The 22,176-nt window shown below is 66.3% G+C and carries 16 protein-coding genes and 2 tRNA genes; 13 read left to right on the forward strand and 5 right to left on the reverse strand.

The window, feature by feature from the left end:
* Positions 1-6 precede the first annotated feature (6 nt).
* Positions 7-1,002: an NAD-dependent epimerase/dehydratase family protein gene (locus QRM96_RS00245; RefSeq protein WP_285317896.1), complete on the forward strand. Its 996-nt coding sequence runs from the start codon at positions 7-9 to the stop codon at positions 1,000-1,002.
* Here QRM96_RS00245 and QRM96_RS00250 read toward each other — a convergent pair.
* Both QRM96_RS00250 and pepN read right to left on the reverse strand, forming a co-directional pair.
* Positions 999-1,472 carry an OsmC family protein gene (locus QRM96_RS00250; RefSeq protein ID WP_285317897.1) on the reverse strand — a complete coding sequence of 158 codons (474 nt, stop codon included), beginning with the start codon at positions 1,470-1,472 and terminating at the stop codon, positions 999-1,001. The two genes, QRM96_RS00245 and QRM96_RS00250, sit on opposite strands and share 4 nt — an antisense overlap.
* Positions 1,469-4,042 carry an aminopeptidase N gene (gene pepN, locus QRM96_RS00255; RefSeq protein WP_285317898.1) on the reverse strand — a complete coding sequence of 858 codons (2,574 nt, stop codon included), beginning with the start codon at positions 4,040-4,042 and terminating at the stop codon, positions 1,469-1,471. Before pepN ends, QRM96_RS00250 begins: the two co-directional genes overlap by 4 nt.
* Before the next feature lie 174 nt (positions 4,043-4,216).
* Between pepN and QRM96_RS00260 the strand changes: the two genes are divergently transcribed.
* From QRM96_RS00260 to QRM96_RS00270, 3 genes are all read left to right on the forward strand, one after another.
* Complete coding sequence (locus tag QRM96_RS00260) at positions 4,217-5,233, forward strand: hypothetical protein (protein ID WP_285317899.1); 1,017 nt, start codon at positions 4,217-4,219, stop codon at positions 5,231-5,233.
* Positions 5,234-5,321: 88 nt separating this feature from the next.
* Positions 5,322-5,816: a ribose-5-phosphate isomerase gene (locus QRM96_RS00265; protein ID WP_285317900.1), complete on the forward strand. Its 495-nt coding sequence runs from the start codon at positions 5,322-5,324 to the stop codon at positions 5,814-5,816.
* Positions 5,816-6,775, forward strand: coding sequence for an Fpg/Nei family DNA glycosylase (locus QRM96_RS00270; protein ID WP_285317902.1), 960 nt, complete (start codon positions 5,816-5,818; stop codon positions 6,773-6,775). Before QRM96_RS00265 ends, QRM96_RS00270 begins: the two co-directional genes overlap by 1 nt.
* 45 nt (positions 6,776-6,820) lie before the next feature.
* On the opposite strand, the gene QRM96_RS00275 is transcribed toward QRM96_RS00270, so the two are convergent.
* A tRNA-Gly gene (locus QRM96_RS00275) sits at positions 6,821-6,894 on the reverse strand.
* Positions 6,895-7,025: 131 nt separating this feature from the next.
* Between QRM96_RS00275 and QRM96_RS00280 the strand changes: the two genes are divergently transcribed.
* From QRM96_RS00280 to QRM96_RS00305, 6 genes are all read left to right on the forward strand, one after another.
* Positions 7,026-7,100: transfer RNA gene (locus tag QRM96_RS00280), tRNA-Pro, on the forward strand.
* 80 nt (positions 7,101-7,180) lie between these two features.
* Positions 7,181-8,578 (forward strand): trigger factor, encoded by a 1,398-nt coding sequence (gene tig, locus QRM96_RS00285; RefSeq protein ID WP_285317904.1) that lies wholly within the window; start codon positions 7,181-7,183, stop codon positions 8,576-8,578.
* Between the two features lie 234 nt (positions 8,579-8,812).
* Positions 8,813-9,436: an ATP-dependent Clp protease proteolytic subunit gene (locus QRM96_RS00290; RefSeq protein ID WP_018761581.1), complete on the forward strand. Its 624-nt coding sequence runs from the start codon at positions 8,813-8,815 to the stop codon at positions 9,434-9,436.
* 37 nt (positions 9,437-9,473) lie between these two features.
* The gene (locus tag QRM96_RS00295; protein WP_018761580.1) at positions 9,474-10,133 is read left to right on the forward strand and encodes an ATP-dependent Clp protease proteolytic subunit; all 660 of its coding nucleotides are present in this window, start codon (positions 9,474-9,476) and stop codon (positions 10,131-10,133) included.
* Positions 10,134-10,310: 177 nt separating this feature from the next.
* Entirely contained in the window at positions 10,311-11,591 is a 1,281-nt protein-coding gene (gene clpX / locus QRM96_RS00300) for an ATP-dependent Clp protease ATP-binding subunit ClpX (protein ID WP_018761579.1), read from the forward strand.
* A 14-nt stretch (positions 11,592-11,605) separates the two neighbouring features.
* Positions 11,606-12,220: a mycothiol-dependent nitroreductase Rv2466c family protein gene (locus QRM96_RS00305; protein WP_285317905.1), complete on the forward strand. Its 615-nt coding sequence runs from the start codon at positions 11,606-11,608 to the stop codon at positions 12,218-12,220.
* 349 nt (positions 12,221-12,569) lie between these two features.
* Here the strand turns inward: QRM96_RS00305 and valS are convergent, their stop codons facing one another.
* A complete protein-coding gene (gene valS / locus QRM96_RS00310) occupies positions 12,570-15,191 on the reverse strand; it encodes a valine--tRNA ligase (protein WP_285317907.1) in 2,622 nt (873 codons plus the stop codon).
* 74 nt (positions 15,192-15,265) lie between these two features.
* On the opposite strand from valS, the gene QRM96_RS00315 reads away from it, so the two are divergent.
* Positions 15,266-16,024, forward strand: coding sequence for an SDR family oxidoreductase (locus QRM96_RS00315; protein ID WP_018761576.1), 759 nt, complete (start codon positions 15,266-15,268; stop codon positions 16,022-16,024).
* Here QRM96_RS00315 and QRM96_RS00320 read toward each other — a convergent pair.
* Entirely contained in the window at positions 16,021-17,025 is a 1,005-nt protein-coding gene (locus QRM96_RS00320) for an endonuclease/exonuclease/phosphatase family protein (protein ID WP_026264537.1), read from the reverse strand. The two genes, QRM96_RS00315 and QRM96_RS00320, sit on opposite strands and share 4 nt — an antisense overlap.
* Before the next feature lie 459 nt (positions 17,026-17,484).
* Between QRM96_RS00320 and ileS the strand changes: the two genes are divergently transcribed.
* Together ileS and QRM96_RS00330 are read left to right on the forward strand one after the other, a co-directional pair.
* Complete coding sequence (ileS, locus tag QRM96_RS00325) at positions 17,485-20,811, forward strand: isoleucine--tRNA ligase (RefSeq protein WP_285317911.1); 3,327 nt, start codon at positions 17,485-17,487, stop codon at positions 20,809-20,811.
* A gap of 3 nt (positions 20,812-20,814) precedes the next feature.
* A complete protein-coding gene (locus tag QRM96_RS00330; protein ID WP_285317912.1) occupies positions 20,815-22,173 on the forward strand; it encodes a bifunctional folylpolyglutamate synthase/dihydrofolate synthase in 1,359 nt (452 codons plus the stop codon).
* Positions 22,174-22,176: the final 3 nt, after the last annotated feature.

Genomic DNA, 22,176 nt, shown 5'->3' on the forward strand with positions numbered 1-22,176 from the left:
GGAGCAATGCGCATCCTCATCCTGGGCGGTACGGCCTTCCTCTCCAAGCACATTGCCGTGCAGGCGTTGGCCGCGGGACACGCCGTCACCTGCCTGGCCCGGGGAACCGCGGGTGGACCGCCGCGAGGCACGGCATGGGTGCAGGCGGACCGGTCCGCCGGCGCTGCGGCATATGCCCAGGTGGAGGGCGAGTGGGATGCCGTGATCGAGGTGGCGCGGGACCCCGGACCTGCCCGCGGCGCACTCAAGGCGCTGGCCGCCCGGACGGGGCACTGGACCTTCGTTTCCAGCTGCTCGGCCTACGCGGACCATTCGGTTCCGGGCGCGGCGGAGGACGCACCCCTCCTGCCTCCGCTCGCTCCGGGGATCCCGTCCGCGCCGGAGAACTATGGAGAGTCCAAAGTGGCCATCGAGGCGGCCACCCTTGAGGCGACTGCCGGGAACGCCCATCTGTGCCGCGCCGGCCTGATCAGCGGCCCCGGCGACCCGTCCGACCGATACGGCTACTGGCCCGCGCGCTTCGCCCGTAACCAGGAGCCGGTACTGGTCCCGGATATTGCCGCCCATCCTACCCAGGCCATTGACGTCCGGGACCTGGCCGCCTGGATCCTGGCCGCGGCAGGACAGGGCACCACCGGTGCTTTCAACGCCTGCGGGGAAGAGGTGCCGTTCGGCGCCCTGATGGATGCCTGCCGGGAGACAGCAGGCCACCCAGGTGCCCCGGCCCCTGCCGCCGAAGCGTGGCTGGTGGCGCAAGGGATCAACTACTGGTCAGGCCCGGACTCCCTGCCGCTCTGGCTCCCGCCCGGCCACGAGGGTTTCATGGCCCGGAGCAACCAGGCCGCCAGGGCCGCAGGAATGGTGCTGCGGCCCTGGCGGGAAACCCTGGCGGACACCTTGGCCGACGAACGCGCCCGGGGGCTGGACCGGCCCCGCAAGGCAGGCCTGTCGCCCGAGGTGGAGCAGCGGCTGATCGCTATGCTCCACCAAGGCGGCGCCTAGCCTGCCACCGTAACGGGCTGGTGCCCCACCGGGAAGTTCACGCTCCGGGCAATGAAGCACACCTGGTTCGCCTCATGGTGCAGCCCGGCGGCCAGCTCAACCTGGCCGACGTCGGCGACGGTGACCCTGGGGTGCAACGTCACTTGTTCGAACTGGCCGCTGCCGTCGCGGTTGAGCCGCATTACCCCGGAGGCCTCGTCCCGATAGTCAGTGACCACCACGCCATGCTTCACGGCCACGTGCAGGTAGGACAGCATGTGGCACTGCGCCAGGGCCGCCAGGAGGAGCTGTTCGGGGTTGTACCGTTCCCGGTCCCCATGGAATGTCGGGTCCGCCGAGCCCTTCAATACCGGCAGGCCCGGGATGAGCACGTCATGGTCCCGCGAGTAGCTCCGGTACGACGACGTGCCGCCACCCCGGTTGCCGGTCCACTGGACCGTCAGCGTGTAGGTGTGTTCGCCGATGCTCACCCCGCGCTGCCGTCCGGCAGCACGTCGGCTGCGCGGGCGCGCAGGGCCCGGGCCACGCCGTCGCGGTTTTCCAGCATCATCCGCCGCAGCGCGGCGCTTTCCGCGGGCAGCGACGCCAGGAAGGCGTCGGTCTGGTCGATGGTGGCCTGCGTGGTCAGCAGCGCCGGGTAGAGGCCGACGACGATCTGCTGGGCGAGTGCGTGGGTCCGGGTCGCCACGATGGCCGGCACCGCCGCGAAATACTTCTCCGCGTACGGCTCCAGCAGCGACCGGTCCCGGACCCGCATGAAGCCGGCCACGGCCGATCCCTGCAGGGCGTTGGACAGGTCACCCTTGACCACGATCGACTCCCAGGCGGCCGCTTTGGCCTCCGCCGTGGGAAGCGCGGCCTTTGCCAGGGCCGCGGCGTTCTGCCCGCTGGACGTGTTGTCCCGCTCCAGCTCGGCGTCGATGCCGTCCTGGCCCATCCGGCCGCCGGCCACCAAGGATGCCACGAGCTCCCACCGGAGGTCCTGGTCGACGGCCAGCCCGTCCAGGACCGCCGACCCGTCCAACAGGGCCGCTACCCGGTCGAGCTGGGACGCGCTGCCGGCAAGGAGGGCAAAGGACTTCACGAACTGCAGCTGCGCGTCGGAGCCGCCGGGGACTTCCGATGCCAGCTCCCACAACCTGTCTGCGGCTGCCACCATGGTGGCTTCGCGGTGTTCTTCCGCCACGTAGAAATTCAGGGTGGTGGCCAGCTGGCGGAGCTGGACCAGGATGACGGACGAATCGGTCTCCGCGGCCACATTGGCCAGGATCAGCTCCACGTACTTCCGTGCCGGGGCCTGGCCGTCCCGGGCCGCATCCCATGCCGAGTTCCAGACGAGGGTGCGGGGCAGGCTGGCCTCGAAGTCCTTGAGGTGTGCAGTGGCGGTGGCCAGGGATTTCGGGTCCAGCCGCACCTTGGCGTAGGCGAGGTCATCGTCGTTGACGAGGATCAGGTCCGGCTGCGCCAGGCCGGCCACGCCCGCCACCTCCGTGCGTTCGCCGTCGACATCCAGCTCCTCGCGGTGCACCCGCTCCAGCTTTCCGGCGTCGTTGAGGTTGTAGAACCCCACGGCAAGGCGGTGCGGCCGGAGGGTGGGCCACTCCGGAACGGCGGACTGCACGATCGCCAGGGACTTCAGCGTCCCGTCCTGGTCCACCTCCAGCTCGGGGGTGAGGGTGTTCACGCCCGCCGTCTCGAGCCACTGCCGGCCCCAGCCGTCAAGGTCGCGTCCGCTGGCCTTCTCCAGCTCCACCAGCAGGTCGCGCAGCTCGGTGTTGCGCCAGGAGTGCTTGGCGAAGTACTCCCGGACGCCGGCCATGAACTGTTCAGGACCCACCCAGGCCCCCAGCTGCCGGAGCACCGAGGCGCCCTTGGCGTAGGTGATGCCGTCGAAGTTGACCTCGACATCCTGCAGGTCGTTGATCTCGGCGAAGATGGGGTGGGTGGTGGGCAGCTGGTCCTGGCGGTAGGCCCATGACTTCTCCACGGACGCGAACGTGGTCCAGGCACTGGTGAAGGACGTGGCCTCCACCGCGGCCAGGTGGGACATGTACTCCGCAAAGGACTCGTTGAGCCAGAGGTCGTTCCACCACCGCATGGTTACCAGGTCCCCGAACCACATGTGGGCCAGCTCGTGGAGCACCGTAATGGCGCGCCGCTCGATCTGCGCGCCGGTGACCTTGCTGCGGAAGACGTAGCCCTCCAGGATGGTCACCGCGCCGGCGTTCTCCATGGCGCCGGCATTGAATTCCGGCACGAACAGCTGGTCGTACTTCTCGAACGGGTAGGGGCAGCCGAACTGGGCTTCGAAGAACCCGAAGCCCTGCCGGGTCAGTTCGAAGATATTGTCCGCGTCCAGGTACTGCATGAGCGACTTCCGCGCGAACACGCCCAACGGGATGACGCGTCCGTCCGAGCTGGCAACCTCGCTGCGGACGGACTGGTACGGTCCGGCGATCAGCGCAGTGACGTAGGAGGACAGGCGCGGGGTGGGCGCAAATGACCATACGGACCTGGCTCCGCCGTCATCCGCGGGCGGGGCCTGCACCGGCTCCGGGGTGGGGGAATTGGACACCACATCCCAGTGCGAGGGTGCCGTGACCGTAAACGTGAAGGTTGCCTTCAGGTCGGGCTGTTCGAAGACGGTGAACATGCGGCGCGAATCCGGAACCTCGAACTGGGTGTAGAGGTAGACCTCGTTGTCCACCGGATCCACGAACCGGTGCAGGCCTTCGCCGGTATTCATGTAGGGCATGTCAGCCACGACGGTCAGCTCGTTGTGCTCCTCCAGCCCGGGCAGTTGGATCCGCACGCCGTCGGACACGGTTGCGGGATCGAGGGCGCGGCCGTTCAGCGTCACGCTGTGCACGGTCCGGGTCACAGCATCAATGAAGCTGGACGATCCCGGCACGGCCGTGAACTTCACGGTGGTGGTGCTGCCAAAGACCTCTCCGCCCCGGGTCAGGTCGAGGCTGACATCGTAGGACTCGGCGGTGATCAGTTCGGCGCGCTCACGGGCTTCGGCGCGCGTCAGGTTCATACCTGGCAAAGGAGGGCCTCCAGAGAAGTTTCGGTTGCCGGCCGGTGGTCCCGGTTCCGGCACTGTGCTGCATTCTTTCATCCTTGCAGTCCTTGGCAAGTTGCCCGGGTCACAGCGCACCGCGGCCCCGGCCACGTCATTTCCTCCCGGGGTTGCGGGGGTAGCGTTGGATGCATGGGAAAGCTGCTGGATTCGGTGGATGCCAAGGCGCTGCGCTTTGCCCTCGGGTTCCCCGTCGCGCTCGCCGCCGCCTTCGCCTTCTGCGCCTGGCTGCTCCGGCCTGACCTTCCAGACCCGCTCGCGGTGCGCTGGACGGCCGACGGCGGTGCCGCCTTCGCCCCATTCGGCGCCTATGTGGGCGCAGGGGCCGGGGCGATTGTGGTTGCCGGCTGGGTGGTCCTGCTGCAGGCGGTGCCCCTGGGCAGGCCCGTGCTGATGCGCCGGATCATGATGGGCACCGGCTTCTTCCTCAGCCTCTTTATCACCTCGGCCCTGGCGGCAGGCCTCATCGGCCAGGTGGGACTCGCTGACGCCCGGCAGTCACGCGTGGACATGACCGTCCTGGCGCTCGGGAGCGGCGCTGCTGTTTCCTTGGGCGTCACCATGGCCATGGTCTACAAGGCTGACCGGCAGTGGTCCCCGGACGACGACCGTGCCCTGCAAACCGCCATCGCCAGGGAAACGGACCCGGATCTCGCCTTGGACACCGTCCGGTTGTGGGTGCACGCCCGGAGCTCGGTCTTCGTCATGATCGGCATCGCCACGCTGTTCCCCGCAGCGCTGCTCGCCGTCGTGCTGCCGTGGCTCGGAATCCTGCTGGTCCTCCTGGCCGCTGTCAGCACGGCGTTCCTGTTCGCCCGCGTCAAAGCTGACCGCGGCGGCCTGAAAGTCCTGCTTGCCGGAGTGGTACCTGTCATGGATGTCCCCGCCGGCGCCATTTCGGCCGCCAGCGCAGCCGAGGTGAGGGCCGCTGACTACGGCGGGTGGGGCTACCGGCACCATCGCGGCACCGCGGCGATGCTGGTCAGCAGCGGGCCCGCCGTCGTCGTGCGCAAGACGGACGGCCAGCGCCTGGCCGTAAGCGGCGGCACCCAGGACTCTGCGGCACGGCTGGCCGATGTCCTGACCAGGGTCGCGGCCAGGGCACGGCGCGGGGGCGGACCGCCGGCGGTTGGGCAGCCCGGGTCCTGACCCCGGAACAGTCCTAGTATCCTTATCGGTGTTGTTCCGGCCCCCACCCGGCCGGCCGCCAGCCCACCGAACCGAACGGATCTTGCTCGTGACAACTTCCCCTGCCTTCCCGCGGGTCCACATCGCTACCGACCACGCCGGGATGGAGCTCAGCGCCCACCTGGTGTCCCACCTGACGGGCAAGGGGTACGAGGTGGTGGACCACGGGCCCAAGGTCTACGACGCCCAGGACGACTACCCCTCCTTCTGCATTAACGCCGCCCTCGCCGTGGTCGCCGACCAGCAGGCAGGCGTGCACGCCCTGGGCATCGTGCTGGGCGGTTCCGGAAACGGTGAGCAGATTGCCGCGAACAAGGTCAAGGGCGTACGTGCCGCCCTGGCGTGGAACCTTTCCACCGCCACCCTCGCCCGCGAGCACAACGACGCGAACGTGGTGGCGGTGGGCGGCCGCCAGCACTCGGTGGAAGAAGCCACCGAACTGATTGAGGCCTTCCTTGCCGAGCCGTTCAGCAACGATGAGCGCCATGTCCGCCGGATTCGCAAGATCGCAGCCTATGAGGCCACAGGCGAGGTCATCGAGTAGTGCCTGAGGGACATTCGGTCCGCAGGCTCGCCCGGCAGTTCGGAGACGTCTTCCTTGGCGAAACCCTGGCTGTTTCCAGCCCGCAGGGCAGGTTTGCCGGGGGAGCGGCCCTGCTTGACGGGCACGCCCTCGTCGCCGCCGAGGCACACGGCAAGCACCTGTTCCTCCACTTTGACAACGCGTTGGTACTGCACGTCCACCTCGGCCTGTACGGCGCCTGGAGCTTCGGCGGCGACAGCACTTTCGCCGGCGCCTCCAGTATTGGCGCGCCCCGCCGGGTGGGGGAGCGGGAAGCCTTTTCCGGCGGGGATGACGACGGCGGCGAAGCGTACGAGGGTCCGCCGCCACCGGTGGGGGCCGTCCGGGTCCGGCTGGCCGGGAGCCATGGCTGGGCGGATCTGCGCGGGGCAACCACCTGCGAAACCATCACCGCCGCGGAGGCGGACGCCGTCCTGGCCCGGCTCGGACCGGATCCGCTGCGGAACCTGCGGGGCGACGCGGGCCGGTTCGCGGCGAACCTTCGGGCCCGGAAGACGCCGCTGGCTGCGCTGCTGATGGACCAAAAGATCATTGCCGGGGTAGGCAACGTCTACCGCGCCGAAGTTCTGTTCCGGCGCCGGCTGGATCCGTGGCTTCCCGGCGGCGCCGTCGCGGACGGCGATGCCCGGAAGCTGTGGCGTGACGTCGTCGCCGTCATGGCCGACGGCGTCGCCGACGGGCGGATCATCACCACGCCGCCGAAGTACTGGACCCTCAACGGCACCACGGCGGCCAAGGCCGCTGCAGCCGGGAATCCCGTGCCGCCCAAAGGCGCGCACTTCCCCGCCCGCGAGGACGTCCACTTCGTCTACAAGCGGCAGGGCCTGCCCTGCAGGGTGTGCCGGACCACCGTGCTCGTCACCGACCTCGTGGGGCGAAACCTCTACTGGTGCCCCACCTGCCAGCGGCCGGCCGAGTAGGAAAAACGAAGAAGGCCCCTCCATGGAGGGGCCTTCTTGTGTTTATGGAGGGGACGACGGGAATCGAACCCGCGTAATCAGTTTGGAAGACTGAGGCTTTACCATTAAGCTACGTCCCCGAAGGAAGATCCGCTTTTCGCGGAAACTCCGGGCTGGCTGTTGAAGCCGGATACAACTAAACCTAATCCATGGCCTACGTGTCAAATGTGCATTCGCGACGCGTATCACCGTAGACTTGCCTGTGCACTTACGGGGTGTAGCTCAGCTTGGCTAGAGCGCCTGCTTTGGGAGCAGGAAGTCGCAGGTTCAAATCCTGTCACCCCGACTCTGCGGCCAGGACCAGCAGGCCTGGACATCCAACGCGTTTTGCAGAAACCCATCCCACAACCCAGGAGTACTTAGACCGTGAAGAGCGCTGTCGAGAACCTCACCCCCACGCGGGTCAAGCTCAATGTTGAGGTCCCCTTTGAGGAACTGAAGCCCAGCATCGACTCGGCCTACAAGACCGTTGCCTCGCAGATCCAGGTCCCCGGGTTCCGCAAGGGCAAGGTTCCCGCCAAGCTCATCGACCAGCGCGTCGGCCGCGGCTACGTCCTGGAGACCGCCATCAACGATGGCCTCAACGGCTGGTACCAGGCTGCCGTGCAGGAATCCGGCATCCGCCCCCTGAGCCGTCCCGAGGTGGAGATCACCGAGGTGCCCGATCCTTCCGCAACCGACGGCGGCCTGAAGTTCGCCGCCGAGGTTGACGTCCGCCCCGAAATCGAACTCCCGGATTACTCCGGCATCGAGGTCCAGGTCGCCGCCGCGGAATCCTCCGAGGCTGACGTGGACAAGGCCCTCGACGAGCTGCGCGGCCGCTTTGGCACGCTCAAGTCCGTTGACCGTCCGGCCGCCGACGGCGACTTCCTGACCATCGACATCACCGCCACGATCGACGGCGAAGAGGTTGACTCCGCTGCCGGCCTGTCCTACCAGGTGGGTGCCGGCACCATGCTCGAGGGTATGGACGAGGCCGTCACCGGGCTCAGCGCGGATGAGGACGCCATTTTCGACACCACCCTCGTGGGTGGCGACCACGCCGGCGAAGCCGCCCAGGTCAAGGTCGTCGTGAAGGCCGTCAAGGAGCGTGAACTGCCCGAAGCGAACGATGATTTCGCCCAGCTGGCCTCCGAATTCGACACCCTTGCCGAGCTCCGCGAGGACCTCGCCAAGCAGGCTGCCGACTCCAAGATCGTCGAGCAGGGCGTCGAAGCCCGCGACAAGGTCCTCGACAAGCTCGTCGAGCTGGTTGAGGTCCCCGTTCCCGATTCGGTGGTCGAAGAGCAGCTTGAAGCCCACTTCCAGGAGGGCAACGGCCACGGCGACGGCGAACACGACACCGAAGAGCACCGCGAAGAGGTCCGCGCCAACACGGCCCGCGCCTTCCAGAACGAAATCATCCTCGACGCCATCGCGGAGAAGGAAGAAGTCAACGTCAGCCAGAACGAGCTGATCGACTACATCGTCACCACCGCCAGCCAGTACGGCATGGACCCCAACCAGTTCGCCCAGATCATCGATCAGAGCGGCCAGGTCCCCATGATGGTCTCCGAGGTCCGCCGCCGCAAGGCACTGGCCGTCGTCCTGGGCCAGGCCACGGTGACCGACACTGAGGGCAACGCAGTCGACCTGAGCGACTTCGTCCGCCCCGGCGGCGAGGAAGTTCCCGCCGAGGAAGCCCCGGCTGAAGCTGACGCCACCGATGCTGTGGAAACCGAAACTGCCGAGGCAGAGGAAACCACTGCCGAGGCCAAGGCATAGTCCTTCCCAGCCGCAGCGAACGGCCCCTGGATCCTTCCGATCCGGGGGCCGTTCGCGTTGGGCGGCAAACCGGAGCGGGCGCTGTCCGCCGATCGTGCGCCGTCAGCGAACAGCAGTCAGTGCGCGAACAAATCGTCCGGGAAACCGGTTAGTGTCCAAGTAGTGATTTTCAGTGATGTCACCGTCACCAGTGAGAGGTAAATAAACATGTCACAGCACTCAGAGGCCCCCCGGATGGCGACCGTCGATCCTGCAGCCCAGGACAACTACATTTACAACCGCCTCCTCAAGGAGCGGATCATCTGGCTGGGCTCGGAGGTGCGTGACGATAACGCCAACGCAATCTGCTCGCAGCTGTTGCTCTTGTCCGCGGAGAATCCTGAAAAGGACATCTACCTCTACATCAACTCGCCCGGCGGTTCCGTGACGGCCGGCATGGCCATCTACGACACCATGCAGTTCATTCCCAACGACGTCGTCACCGTGGCCACCGGCCTGGCAGCCTCCATGGGCCAGTTCCTGCTGTCCTCAGGCACCAAGGGCAAGCGCTACGCCACGCCGAACGCACGCGTGCTGATGCACCAGCCCTCCGGCGGCATCGGCGGCACCGCCTCGGACATCAAGATCCAGGCCGAGCTCATCCTGCACATGAAGAAGGTCATGGCGGAACTGACGGCCGAGCAGACGGGCCAGACCGTGGAGACCATCCTCAAGGACAACGACCGCGACAAGTGGTTCACCGCCACCGAAGCCCTTGAATACGGCTTCTTCGACAAGATCGCCGCGCACGCCGGCTCGGTTTCCGGCGGCGGCGGAACGTCCAACGGATCCTCCGGCGAATCAGCCTCGCAGAACTAACCGGCATCCAGAACCCTTTCGATCAGGAGTAAACACAATGAACTACAACTTTGGGTGGTCCGCCGGGAATCTTCCGTCCAGCCGCTACGTCCTGCCGCAGTTCGAGGAACGCACGCCCTATGGCTTCAAGCGCCAGGACCCGTACACGAAGCTCTTTGAGGACCGCATCATCTTCCTCGGCGTGCAGGTGGACGACGCATCTGCCGACGACATCATGGCGCAGCTGCTGGTGCTGGAGTCCACTGATCCGGACCGTGACATCACCTTGTACATCAACTCTCCGGGTGGCTCGTTCACGGCCATGACTGCCATCTACGACACCATGCAGTACATCCGTCCCGAGATCCAGACGGTCTGCCTGGGGCAGGCCGCCAGTGCGGCGGCCGTTCTGCTGGCCGCCGGTACCCCCGGCAAGCGGCTGGCACTGCCCAACGCCCGCGTCCTGATCCACCAGCCGGCGCTCTCCGGCGGCCAGGGCGGCCAGGCCTCCGACCTTGAGATCCAGGCGGCAGAGGTCATGCGGATGCGCTCCTGGCTGGAGGACACCTTGGCCCACCACTCCGGACGCACGTCGGAGCAGGTCAACAATGACATTGAGCGCGACAAGATCCTGACGGCCGCTGAAGCGCAGGCCTACGGCCTGATCGACCAGGTGCTCGATTCCCGCAAGATCAAACCGCAGGCGATCACGCGGTAGCAGTGCCATTAGCCGGTGCGGCCAAGTTCATTTGGCCGCACCGGCCTTTTCATTCCACCCTTGGCGTCGAATGTGACCTAGAGTGGAAGATGTCACAAACCGGTCCCCGCTGGCCGGAAGAGATTTTTCAGCAACGGCGCAGGGCTGCCTGGCAGCAGGATACTAAGGGGTTCACATATGGCTCGGATTGGCGAGAGCACTGATCTGCTGAAGTGCTCTTTCTGCGGAAAGAGCCAAAAGCAGGTCCGCAAGCTCATTGCCGGGCCCGGTGTCTACATCTGCGATGAATGCATCGAGTTGTGCAACGAAATCATTGAAGAGGAACTCGCCGAAGTCGCGGACCTGGGCAGCTTCGAACTTCCAAAACCGCGGGAGATCTTCGACTTCCTGCAGGAATACGTCATAGGCCAGGAGCCCGCCAAGCGTTCCCTCGCCGTCGCGGTCTACAACCACTACAAGCGCATCCAGGCCGGGCACGCGCCCAAGTCCGGGAGCCTCGGCGACGCCGGGCACCATGACGACGTCGAGATCGCCAAATCCAACATCCTCCTCATCGGTCCCACCGGCTGCGGCAAGACCTACCTTGCCCAAACCCTGGCCAGGCGCCTGAATGTTCCGTTCGCCGTGGCAGATGCCACCGCTTTGACGGAGGCGGGTTACGTCGGCGAGGACGTCGAGAACATCCTGCTTAAGCTCATCCAGGCTGCGGACTACGACGTCAAGAAGGCCGAGCAGGGCATCATCTACATCGATGAGATCGACAAGATCTCGCGGAAGAGCGAAAACCCTTCCATCACCCGGGACGTGTCCGGCGAGGGCGTCCAGCAGGCACTCCTGAAGATCCTGGAAGGCACGGTGGCGTCGGTCCCGCCGCAGGGCGGCCGGAAGCATCCGCACCAGGAATTTATCCAGATCGACACCACGAACGTGCTGTTCATCGTGGCCGGTGCCTTCGCCGGGTTGGAAGAGATCATCGGCTCGCGCTCCGGGCGCAAGGGCATCGGGTTCGGCGCCCCGCTCAACGAGGCCAGCAAGAAGGTCGACTCATACGGCGAAGTCATGCCGGAGGACCTGTTGAAGTTTGGCCTGATCCCCGAATTCATCGGCAGGCTTCCTGTCATCACCACCGTCTCCAACCTGGATCGTGACGCCTTGATCCAGATCCTGTCCACGCCAAAGAATGCCTTGGTGAAGCAGTACCAGAAGATGTTCCAGATTGATGGCGTGGAACTGGTGTTCGACGACACCGCCCTGGACGCCATCGCGGAGCAGGCCCTTGAGCGCGGCACCGGTGCCCGCGGCCTTCGCGCCATCCTGGAGGAAGTCCTGCTTCCGGTGATGTTCGATCTGCCAAGCCGCGAGGACGTTGCCAGCGTGGTCATCACCGAGGATGTGGTGCTGCGGGGCGCCGAACCCACCCTGATTCCGCACGCGGCCAAGCGCCGCAAGTCTGCCTGACCGAGAGGATTTTCGTGACTGCACCCGCCAAGAACAAAGCCGATTTCTGGTTCGACCCCCTGTGCCCGTTCGCGTGGATTACGTCCCGCTGGATTGGCGAGGTGGAGGCCGTCCGTGACATCGAGACCGAATGGCACGTCATGAGCCTGGCCGTCCTGAACGAGGGCCGCGATCTTGAGCCGGCCTACCGGGAATCCATGGACAACGCCTGGGGTATGGTCCGCGTGATCATCGCGGCCCGCGAAGGGCACGGCCCGCAGGTCATCAAGCCGCTGTACGACGCCATGGGAACCCTGATCCACGAGCGTGGGGAGAAGGACCGGTCGGAGGTCATTGCCAAGGCCCTCGCCGAATGCGGCCTCCCAGAGTCCCTCGCCGAGGCCGCGGCCACTGACGCTTTTGACGCTGAGCTCCGGGCCAGCCACGAGGAAGGTATCTCCCTGGTGGGCCAGGACGTTGGGACGCCGGTGGTGGCCTTCAACGGAACAGCCTTTTTCGGCCCCGTCCTGACCCGCATTCCGCGCGGCGAGGTTGCCGGGCAGCTGTGGGATGCGACCACCGCGATCGCCGGCTATCCCCACTTCTTCGAGCTGAAGCGCAGCCGCACGGAGAGCCCCGAGTTCGACTAGAACCCGGTTCGATTGCACGCCAAGGGCCCCGGGGGAACTACATGACAGTAGTTCCGCCGGGGCCCTTGCACGTGGCCCGGCACGGGAGAACAATGGTTCTTACCCACTTCGAAAGAAGCGGGACGCAGGAACCAAAGATTCAGTGATATGCAATTTCGACGCAGCCATCGGCAAAGTCGAATGCAAGCTGCCAGTGACGGAGCAGTAAGACCTGGAAACTCAGCGGATCCTGCCAGACCATCGGACAAACGTCACCAGATGGCCGAAAAGTCGAAGCCCCACCAACGGCAAAACGCTGATGGGGCTTCCCCTTTGCCCTGGAACCAGGGCGGCCTGACGGGACCGGGTGTCAGGCCTTGGCGGGCTCGTCGCTCGCGGCGAGGGCAACGTCGGTGACCGCAAGATCCCCGTCACCCACCACCAGGGTAATTTCGCGGGCGTTTGATGCCGCCTTCAAATCCGCCAGCCCGGCCCGCAGCTGTGCCGTCAGGGCCTCAGTTGCGGTGATCGTGGCGGACAGCACCTCGGTCCGCTGCTTGACCTTCGCCTCGGATTTGGCCTTGCGGACTCCGCTGAGGGCGATCCCCACCGTGGCCAGCATGGTGGTGTCCCCGCCGGGAATCTCCAGCGCCGACGGCCATGCTGCGCGGTGGACTGAGCCGCTGCGCCACCAACTCCAGACTTCCTCCGTGGCGAACGGGAGGAAGGGGGCAAAGAGCCGCAGCAGGGCGTCCAGGGTGGTTGCCAAAGCGGCCAGCACCGACGCCTGCTCTGATTCGCCGGCGGCACCGTAGGCGCGGTCCTTGATCAGTTCCACGTAATCGTCCGTGAACTGCCAGAAGAACGATTCCGTGAGTTGCAGGGCCCGGGCATAGTCGTAGTTCTTAAACGCCTTGGTGGACTGGGCAACGACGTCGGCAAGTTGCGCCAGCAGTGCGCGGTCCAAGGGGTTGGTCAACACCGAAAGATCGTCAGAGAGGACAGAGTTTTCGGTGGCGCCCAGGTTCAGCACGAACTTGGAGGCGTTGAGCAGTTTGATGGCCAGGCGCCGGCCGATCTTCATCTGCGCAATCTCATAGGCGGTATCGGCCCCGAGGCGCGCAGAGGCGGCCCAGTAACGGACCGCATCCGAGCCGTACTCATTCAGCACATCCGTGGGGACAACGACATTGCCCTTGGACTTGGACATCTTCTTGCGGTCCGGGTCCAGGATCCAGCCCGAGATGGCCGCGTGCTTCCAGGGCGCACTCTCCTGGAGGGCGTCGGCGCGGACCACAGAGGAAAACAGCCAGGTGCGGATGATGTCATGGCCCTGGGGGCGGAGGTCGAACGGGTACACCTTCGCGAAGAGGTCCTCGTCGCGGCTCCAGCCGCCCACGATCTGCGGGGTCAGGGATGACGTGGCCCAGGTGTCCAGGACGTCGGCATCTCCGGTAAAGCCGTTTGCCTGGTCGCGCTGCGTCTCGTCGAAGCCGGGCGCGGCGTCCGCTGCCGGATCCACGGGGAGCATGTCGTCCGAGGGGAGGATGGGGTGGTCGTAATCCGGGTTGCCCTGCCCGTCCAGCGGGTACCAGACCGGAATGGGCACGCCGAAGAACCGCTGCCGGGAGACCAGCCAGTCGCCGTTCAACCCGGCGATCCAGTTCTCGTAGCGGGAGCGCATGAACGAGGGGTGGAAGTCGATCTCCTTGCCGCGGCCGATCAGGCGTTCGCGGCGGTCCTCGTCGCGGCCGCCGTTGCGGATGTACCACTGGCGTGAGGTCACAACCTCGAGCGGCTTGTCGCCCTTCTCGAAGAAGTTCACCGGGTGGGTGATCTTCTTCGGCTCACCGTCCAGCAGGCCGGCTTCCTTGAGCAGTTCCACCACGGCCTCCTTCGCGGAGAACGCCGTCTTGCCGGCAATGGCCGCGTACGCCTCCTTGCCGGACTCGCTGGTGATCCACTCGGGGGTTTCGCCGATGATGCGGCCGTCACGGCCCATGATGGCGCGCGTGGGCAACTGCAGTTCGCGCCACCAGGTGACGTCGGTCAGGTCGCCGAAGGTACAGACCATGGCGATACCCGAGCCCTTGTCCGCCTTTGCCAGCGGGTGGGCCTTGACCTCCAGTTCGACGCCGAACAGCGGCGACGTCACGGTCTTGCCGAACAGCGGCTGGTACCGCTCGTCGTCGGGGTTTGCCACCAGCGCGGCGCACGCGGCCAGCAATTCCGGACGTGTGGTCTCGATGAAGATCTTTTCGCCGTCTTCGGTGAAAAAGGGGTAGCGGTAGTACGCGCCGGGAACCTCGCGGTCCTCCAGCTCTGCCTGCGCCACCGCCGTGCGGAACGTCACGTCCCACAGGGTCGGGGCCTCGGCCATGTAGGCGTCGCCGGCGGCCAGGTTGGCCAGGAAAGCGCGCTGTGACACGGCACGGGAGGTGTCATCGATGGTGCGGTACGTCAGGTCCCAGTCGACGGACAGGCCCAGGGTCTGGAACAGGTTCTCGAAGACCTTCTCGTCCTCAACAGCCAGTTCCTCGCAGAGTTCGATGAAGTTCTGCCGGGACACGACGTCGAAATCGCGCTGGTTCTTGGCCGGCTGGGCCGGTGGCCGGTAGTCGGCGTTGTACGGAACAGCGGGGTCGCACCGCACGCCGTAGTAGTTCTGCACGCGCCGCTCGGTGGGCAGGCCGTTATCGTCCCAGCCCATGGGGTAGAAGACGTTCTTGCCCGTCATGCGCATGTAGCGCGCCTGGACGTCCGTCTGGGTGAAGGAGAACATGTGCCCCACATGCAGGGAACCCGACGCGGTGGGCGGGGGAGTATCGATCGAGTAGACCTGCTCCCGGGTGGTGTCGGGGTTGAACTTGTAGGTTCCTTCGGACAGCCAGCGCTGGGTGAGCGTGGCTTCCAGGCCTTCGAGGGCCGGCTTGTCCGGAACGTTGATGGGGGCGGTGGTGGGCGTGTCTGTACCCTGCGTGTCTTCAGCCATTGGGCAATTCTTTCATGCCCGCTTCAATCCCACCCAACCAACGCCGGGCCGCCCGGTCCCGTTAGGGTGGTGCCATGACTGAGGACTTGCAGAAAAAGGCAGCATTGGTGACCGGAGCGAGCAGCGGAATCGGGGAAGCATCCGTCCGTGCCCTGCGCGCAGAAGGCTGGACAGTCTTCGCCGTCGCGCGCCGGGCAGACCGCCTCGCCACCCTGGCGGGTGAGACAGGCGCCATGGCCATCCCGGCCGATATCGCAGAGGACGACGACGTGTCCCGGCTTCTTGCCCGGGTCACCGATGCGGGCGGCATCGATACGCTCATCAACATCGCCGGCGGCGCCCGCGGCGCCGACAGGGTAGGAGATGCCAGCACGGAGGACTGGGAGTGGATGTTCCGGGTCAACGTCCTGGGAACCATGAAGCTGACCCGCGCTTTCCTGCCGATGCTCCGCGCCACCGGCCGGGGCACCGTGCTCAACCTGACGTCGACGGCGGGACTGGACGCCTATGAGGGCGGCGGCGGCTACAACGCGGCCAAGTTCGGCCAGCACGCCATGACCAATGCCCTCCGCCTGGAGGAAGCGGAGCACAACCTGCGCGTCATTGAGGTGGCGCCGGGCCTGGTGCAGACCGAGGAATTCGCGCTTAATCGGCTGGGCGATGCGCAGGCCGCCGGGAAGGTCTACCAGGGGGTGGAAAAGCCGCTGACCGCGGCGGACGTCGCGGACGTGGTCCGATACGCCGTCTCCGCCCCGCACCATGTCAACCTGGACCAAATCGTTGTCCGGCCTGTGGCGCAGGCCGCGACACACAAATTGATCAGGAAGGGCTAGGAGCCCCCGACGTGCAGGGTGGCAACCACCGCCGCATGGTCGGTGCCCGGAACCGGCTGGACTGAATAGTTCGTGGCCCTGATGTCCGGGCTGGTCACCACATGGTCCAACGTGATCCCGGGCAGCCGGTAGTCGCGCATCGGCCAGGTGGGCACGAGCCTCGTTCCCAGCGAGGCGGCCACGTCCACGAGGCTTCGGGTCCGGCCGGTTCCTGCCAGCAGCGACCGGAATTCGTGATGGTCGCAGGTGGCGTTGAAGTCGCCGGCCAGCAGCAGCGGCCCGGAGCCGGTGTCCACCCTCCCCACGGCCGAGAGGTCGCTGCGCCATTGCCTGACGGCCGCGCCTACGGGCGCCAACGTGTGAACGGCCACCACCCGCAGGGCCGTCCCGCTGTCATCGGCCAGTTCGAGGCTGGCCACGGGCATGGTGAATTGGGTGCCGGGCAGCACTCCGGACTCTTTGAGCTTGTAGGTGGAATAGATGGCGGCGCCGCCTGCGCCCTCCCTGGCGTGGGCAACGCGGTGGGGGAGCAGCTGGTCCAAGCCGGCCGCCGTCAGCCTCCGTGCCAGCGCGGGCGTGTACTCCTCCACGGCCAACAGGTCCACCCGCCGGTCACGGACCATCCCCACGATGCTGGGTGCGTCCGCACCGCCCAGTTCTGCGTTAATGGTCATGGCTACCAGCGTGACCGGCGCTGCGGCCTCGACCGCAGGCTCCCTGATGTCCAGTGGAACAAGCCACAAAACCTGGACCCCCAGCAGGATGGCTGCCACAGCCTGCTGCCAGCGGCGCCGCCCTGCGAAAGCCAAGGCAAGTGCTGCGGCGCCCGGGACTGCGAGCCACGGAGTGAAGGCCACCAGTTGCACCCCAAGCACCGGCCAATCGGCTGGTATTGCACGGAGGGCTGTTCCCGCCGCCACAGGCAGGACCGCGGGAAGAAACAGCCACCTGCACACCGCAGCCGCCCGCGCGCCGGGGGAAGAACCTTTCGATGCTGTCATGGGGCGAGTCTAGGCACCCCATGCCCCGGGTGTGATCGTGTTGGACATGGAGGTGGGATGGCCGATCCTGCGATGCCGGCCAAATCACCCACCAGCGGCAACCGGATGCAGCCGATGGCACCGTGCCGCCACCCCCGCCTTCGGAATGGCACTGGACGCGGCGGAAATAGTAGACTGGCCAGTGGCTATGACCCGGCAATCACCGGTGAGCTTCCGGAAGAACACGCTGCCGCCCGTCAACGGCGGCCGCGCCAGTAGAACCGGACGGGTAAGCCCGTCACAGCAGTCAACGAGAGGCCGGTGCGGCGCCCGTTCCGCGAGGGACACGCAGTGCCGGTAAGTGAGGTGGTACCGCGGTGAGCGTGCAGTCCCAGGACGGCACGGACGCCGTCCTCGCATCCTGAACGGAACAGCCGGCCCGCGCCGGAGGTTCACCGCGCCCAACCCAGGATGTCGAACATGACGTTTTACCCCAAGGCCTCAGCCTCCAGCACCCCAGCCAGCGGCAATGCCGGCGTTTCCGCCTCCGTGAAGTTTCCGGAGATCGAAGAGCGCATCCTGAAGTACTGGGACCAGGACGGAACGTTCCAGGCCAGCATCGACCAGCGCAGCGCGGATACCCCCGGCGGCGAGCCGGGCAGCAACGAATTCGTGTTCTACGACGGCCCGCCGTTCGCCAACGGCCTGCCGCACTACGGCCACCTCCTCACCGGTTACGCCAAGGACCTCGTGGGCCGCTACCAGACCCAGCGCGGGCGCCGCGTCGAGCGCCGCTTCGGCTGGGACACGCACGGACTGCCCGCCGAGCTCGAAGCCATGAAGCAGCTGGGCATGACGGACAAGACCCAGATCGAAGCCATGGGCATCGACAAGTTCAACGACGCCTGCCGGGCATCCGTCATGAAGTACGCCGACGAATGGCGCAGCTACGTCACCCGCCAGGCACGCTGGGTGGACTTCGACAACGACTACAAGACCCTGAACGTCGAGTACATGGAGTCGGTGCTCTGGGCCTTCAAGCAGCTGCACGACAAGGGCCTGACCTACAACGGCTACCGCGTCCTGCCGTACTGCTGGAAGGACGAGACCCCGCTGTCCAACCACGAGCTGCGCATGGACGACGACGTCTACAAGAACCGCCAGGACCAGACGGTCACCGTCACGTTCCCCATCCTGGCCGGCGACTCCGCGCTGTCCAAGCAGCTCGACGGCGTCCAGGCCCTCGCCTGGACCACCACGCCCTGGACGCTGCCCACCAACGCCGCGCTCGCCGTCGGCCCCGCCATCACCTACGCGGTGCTCCCCGCCGGACCCAACGGCGTCAAGGCTGCCTCGGCCGAGGCCCCGGTGACGGGCAGCTTCCTGCTGGCGGCAGACCTGCTGGGCAACTACGCCAAGGACCTCGGATACGACAGCTTCGAGGACGCCGAAGCGGCGGTCGTTTCCACCCACACCGGTGCCGAACTGGAAGGCCTGGAGTACCGGCGGCTCTGGGACGACTTCGCCGACAACGAAAAGTACGGCATGGAGAACGCCTGGCGCTTCCTGGTGGCCGACTACGTGACCACCACGGACGGTACCGGCATCGTGCACCAGGCTCCGGCCTACGGCGAGGACGACCAGAAGGTCTGCGAGGAAGCCGGCATCCCGGTGGTGCTCTCCGTTGACGAGGGCGCAAAGTTCCTGCCCCTGTTCAAGCACGGCGAACTCCACGACATTGCCGGACTGCAGGTCTTCGAGGCCAACAAGCCCATCACCCAGGTGCTCCGCGCCCAGGGCCGGCTGGTCCGCCAGGCGAGCTACGAGCACAGCTACCCGCACTGCTGGCGCTGCCGTAACCCGCTGATCTACCGGGCCGTGTCCTCCTGGTACGTCGAGGTCACCAAGTTCAAGGACCGGATGTCCGAACTGAACCAGGAGATCAACTGGATCCCCGGCAACGTCAAGGACGGCCAGTTCGGCAAGTGGCTGGACAACGCCCGTGACTGGTCCATCAGCCGCAACCGCTACTGGGGCAGCCCCATCCCGGTGTGGCAGTCCACGGATCCCGACTACCCGCGCACCGACGTCTACGGTTCCCTCGCCGAACTCGAAGCGGACTTCGGCCGCCTGCCCCTGAACAAGGACGGCCAGGTGGACCTCCACCGCCCGTTCATCGACGAGCTCACCCGGCCCAATCCGGACGATCCCCGCACCCCGGAAGAGGGCCAGTCCGTGATGCGCCGGGTCGAGGACGTCCTGGACGTCTGGTTCGACTCCGGCTCCATGCCCTACGGCCAGGTCCACTACCCGTTCGAGAACGAAGCCTGGTTCAACACGCACAACCCGGCAGACTTCATCGTGGAGTACATCGGACAGACCCGCGGCTGGTTCTACATGCTGCACATCCTCTCCACGGCGCTGTTCGACCGCCCGGCGTTCCGGAACGTCATCAGCCACGGCATCGTGCTGGGCTCCGACGGGCAGAAGATGTCCAAGAGCCTGCGCAATTACCCGGATGTCTCCGAAGTGCTGGACCGCGACGGCTCCGACGCCATGCGCTGGTTCCTGATGTCCAGCCCCATCCTCCGCGGCGGCAACCTGATCGTCACCGAGCAAGGCATCCGCGACGGCGTCCGCCAGGTCATCCTGCCGCTCTGGAACGTGTACAGCTTCTTCACGCTCTACACCAACGCCGCAGACGGCGGCCGGGGTTACGACGCCACGCTGCGCTATGACGGCTACGCGGACACCCTGGACCAGTACCTGCTGGCCAACACCGGCGACCTGGTCCGGAACATGACGGCCCAGCTGGACTCTTATGACATCTCCGGTGCCTGCGACTCGCTGCGCAGCTACCTGGACATGCTCACCAACTGGTACGTCCGCCGCAGCCGGCAGCGGTTCTTTGATGAGGACAAGGACGCCTTCGACGCCCTGTACACGGCCCTCGAGACCGTCACCCGTGCCGCCGCGCCACTGCTGCCGCTGGTGTCCGAGGAAATCTGGCGCGGCCTGACCGGCGGCCGGTCCGTGCACCTGGCCGACTGGCCGGACGCGGGCCTCTTCCCCGCAAACCCCTCCCTCGTCGAAGCCATGGACCGGGTCCAGCAGATCTGCTCGACAGGATCCTCGCTCCGCAAGGCAGCCAACCTGCGCGTCCGGCTGCCCCTGCAGGAGCTCACCGTGGTGGCACCTGGTGCCGGTGCACTGGACGGTTTCGCCGCCGTCGTCGCCGATGAACTCAACTTGCGCGCAGTCCGCCTGCTCGACGCGGAGAACGCGTCCCCGGAGGAATTTGGCATCCAGCAGAAGCTGGTAGTCAACGCCCGCGCCGCCGGCCCGCGGCTGGGCAAGAACGTCCAGGCCGCCATCAAGGGCGCCAAGTCCGGCGATTGGTCAGTGGACGACGACGGTGTGGTCACCGCGGGCGGGCTGCGCCTGGAACCCCAGGAATACACCCTGGAGACCGTCGTGGCGGATTCCGATGGCAGTGACGGCGGCTCCAAGGCCGTGGCCGTGCTGCCCGGTGGCGGCTTCGTGGTGCTGAACACCGAAGTGACCCCTGAACTTGAGGCCGAAGGCCTGGCCCGCGACATGGTCCGCGCCATCCAGCAGGCCCGCAAGGATGCCGGACTCAATGTCAGCGACCGGATCCGCACCACGGTAACCGCCGCGCAGAACGTCGTGGCCGCCCTGCGGGCGAACGCCGAACTGGTCAAGGGCGAGACCCTGACCGTTGACCTGGCTGCCGAACCGGCAGACGTGGACGAACCCGCCGTCGTGGTGGAAAAAGTGGAGGCCTAGGACATGACCGACGAATTTTCGGTGGAAAGCGTCTACGCGGAACTGCTGGGCCGGGCGCCGGAAAACAAGATGGAGCCTCGCCTGGCTCCGCTGTTCCGCGCCATGGACGTCCTCGGCGAACCCAACAAGGCGTTCCCGATCATCCACGTGACGGGAACCAACGGCAAGACCTCCACGTCGCGGATGATCGAGTCGGTGCTCCGCGCCCATGGCCTGAGCACGGGGCGGTACACCAGCCCGCACCTGTCCAAGGTCACCGAGCGGATCAGCATCGACGGACACCCCGTGCCGGATGAGACGTTTGTGCGGATCTGGGACGAAATCCGGCCCTACCTGCAGATTGTGGATTCGGAACTGGAAGCCGAGGGCCAGCCGCGGCTGACGTACTTCGAATGCCTCACCATCCTTGGCTTCGCCATCTTCGCTGACCAGCCGGTCAACGTGGCCGTCATCGAGGTGGGCCTGGGCGGCATCACCGATGCCACCAACGTCGGGGACGGCCAGGTCTCGGTGGTTACCCCGATCTCCTTGGACCACACCGACCTGCTCGGTGACACCACAGAGGACATCGCCCACGAAAAGGCAGGCATCATCAAGCCCGGCGGCTACCTCATCAGTGCCGCCCAGCCCATCGACGCGGCCCAGGTCCTGCTGGAGAAGGCCAAGGAAGTTGGCGTGCCCTTCCGCTTCGAGGGGGTGGAGTTCGGCGTCGAGTCACGCACCGTGGCCGTGGGCGGCCAGATGGTCACCATCCAGGGCATCGCCGGGCGCTACCCTGACCTGCTGGTGCCCCTGCATGGATCCCACCAGGCCCAAAACGCCGCCGTGGCGGTCGCCGCACTGGAGGCGTTCTTTGGCGGCGATAAGGAACTCGACTTCGAGGTCCTGCAGGAAGGATTCGCTGCAGTGACCTCGCCCGGCCGCCTGGAAGTGGTGCGCACGGCGCCCACCATCGTCGTGGATGCCGCACACAACCCGGACGGCATCCGGGCCTCCGCCGCCGCCCTGCAGGAAGCATTCACGTTCACCAAGCTGGTTCCGGTAGTGGGCGTACTCAAGGAGAAGGATGCCGAAGAGATCCTGCGCGAACTCAAGGAATCCCTGGGCGGCCTGGCAGACGAGTACTGCTTCACCCAGTCCAACTCCCCGCGCGCAGTTCCGGCAGCCGAACTCGCCGAGCTCGCCATTGACCTTGGCTTCGGCGAAGACAAAGTGCACATCGCCGAGAAGCTGGACGACGCACTGGAATGGGCTGTTGAGCGGGCCGAAGCCAACGACGACCTCTCCGGCGCCGTCCTGGTCACGGGCTCCATCACCCTGGTGGCTGAGGCACGGATCCTGCTCGGGAAGACTGAGGCGTAATCC

Source organism: Pseudarthrobacter sp. lyk4-40-TYG-27 (assembly GCF_030209295.1).
Taxonomy (GTDB): domain Bacteria; phylum Actinomycetota; class Actinomycetes; order Actinomycetales; family Micrococcaceae; genus Arthrobacter.

What these genes read in the sequence shown, in the direction of transcription:
- clpX (WP_018761579.1), top strand. Translation starts at nt 10,311, where the DNA reads ATGGCTCGGATTGGCGAGAGCACTGATCTGCTGAAGTGCTCTTTCTGC.
- QRM96_RS00315 (WP_018761576.1), top strand. Translation starts at nt 15,266, where the DNA reads ATGACTGAGGACTTGCAGAAAAAGGCAGCATTGGTGACCGGAGCGAGC.
- QRM96_RS00295 (WP_018761580.1), top strand. Translation starts at nt 9,474, where the DNA reads ATGAACTACAACTTTGGGTGGTCCGCCGGGAATCTTCCGTCCAGCCGC.
- QRM96_RS00330 (WP_285317912.1), top strand. Translation starts at nt 20,815, where the DNA reads ATGACCGACGAATTTTCGGTGGAAAGCGTCTACGCGGAACTGCTGGGC.
- pepN (WP_285317898.1), bottom strand. Translation starts at nt 4,042, where the DNA reads ATGAACCTGACGCGCGCCGAAGCCCGTGAGCGCGCCGAACTGATCACC.
- QRM96_RS00320 (WP_026264537.1), bottom strand. Translation starts at nt 17,025, where the DNA reads ATGACAGCATCGAAAGGTTCTTCCCCCGGCGCGCGGGCGGCTGCGGTG.
- QRM96_RS00260 (WP_285317899.1), top strand. Translation starts at nt 4,217, where the DNA reads ATGGGAAAGCTGCTGGATTCGGTGGATGCCAAGGCGCTGCGCTTTGCC.
- ileS (WP_285317911.1), top strand. Translation starts at nt 17,485, where the DNA reads ATGACGTTTTACCCCAAGGCCTCAGCCTCCAGCACCCCAGCCAGCGGC.
- QRM96_RS00290 (WP_018761581.1), top strand. Translation starts at nt 8,813, where the DNA reads ATGGCGACCGTCGATCCTGCAGCCCAGGACAACTACATTTACAACCGC.
- valS (WP_285317907.1), bottom strand. Translation starts at nt 15,191, where the DNA reads ATGGCTGAAGACACGCAGGGTACAGACACGCCCACCACCGCCCCCATC.
- QRM96_RS00245 (WP_285317896.1), top strand. Translation starts at nt 7, where the DNA reads ATGCGCATCCTCATCCTGGGCGGTACGGCCTTCCTCTCCAAGCACATT.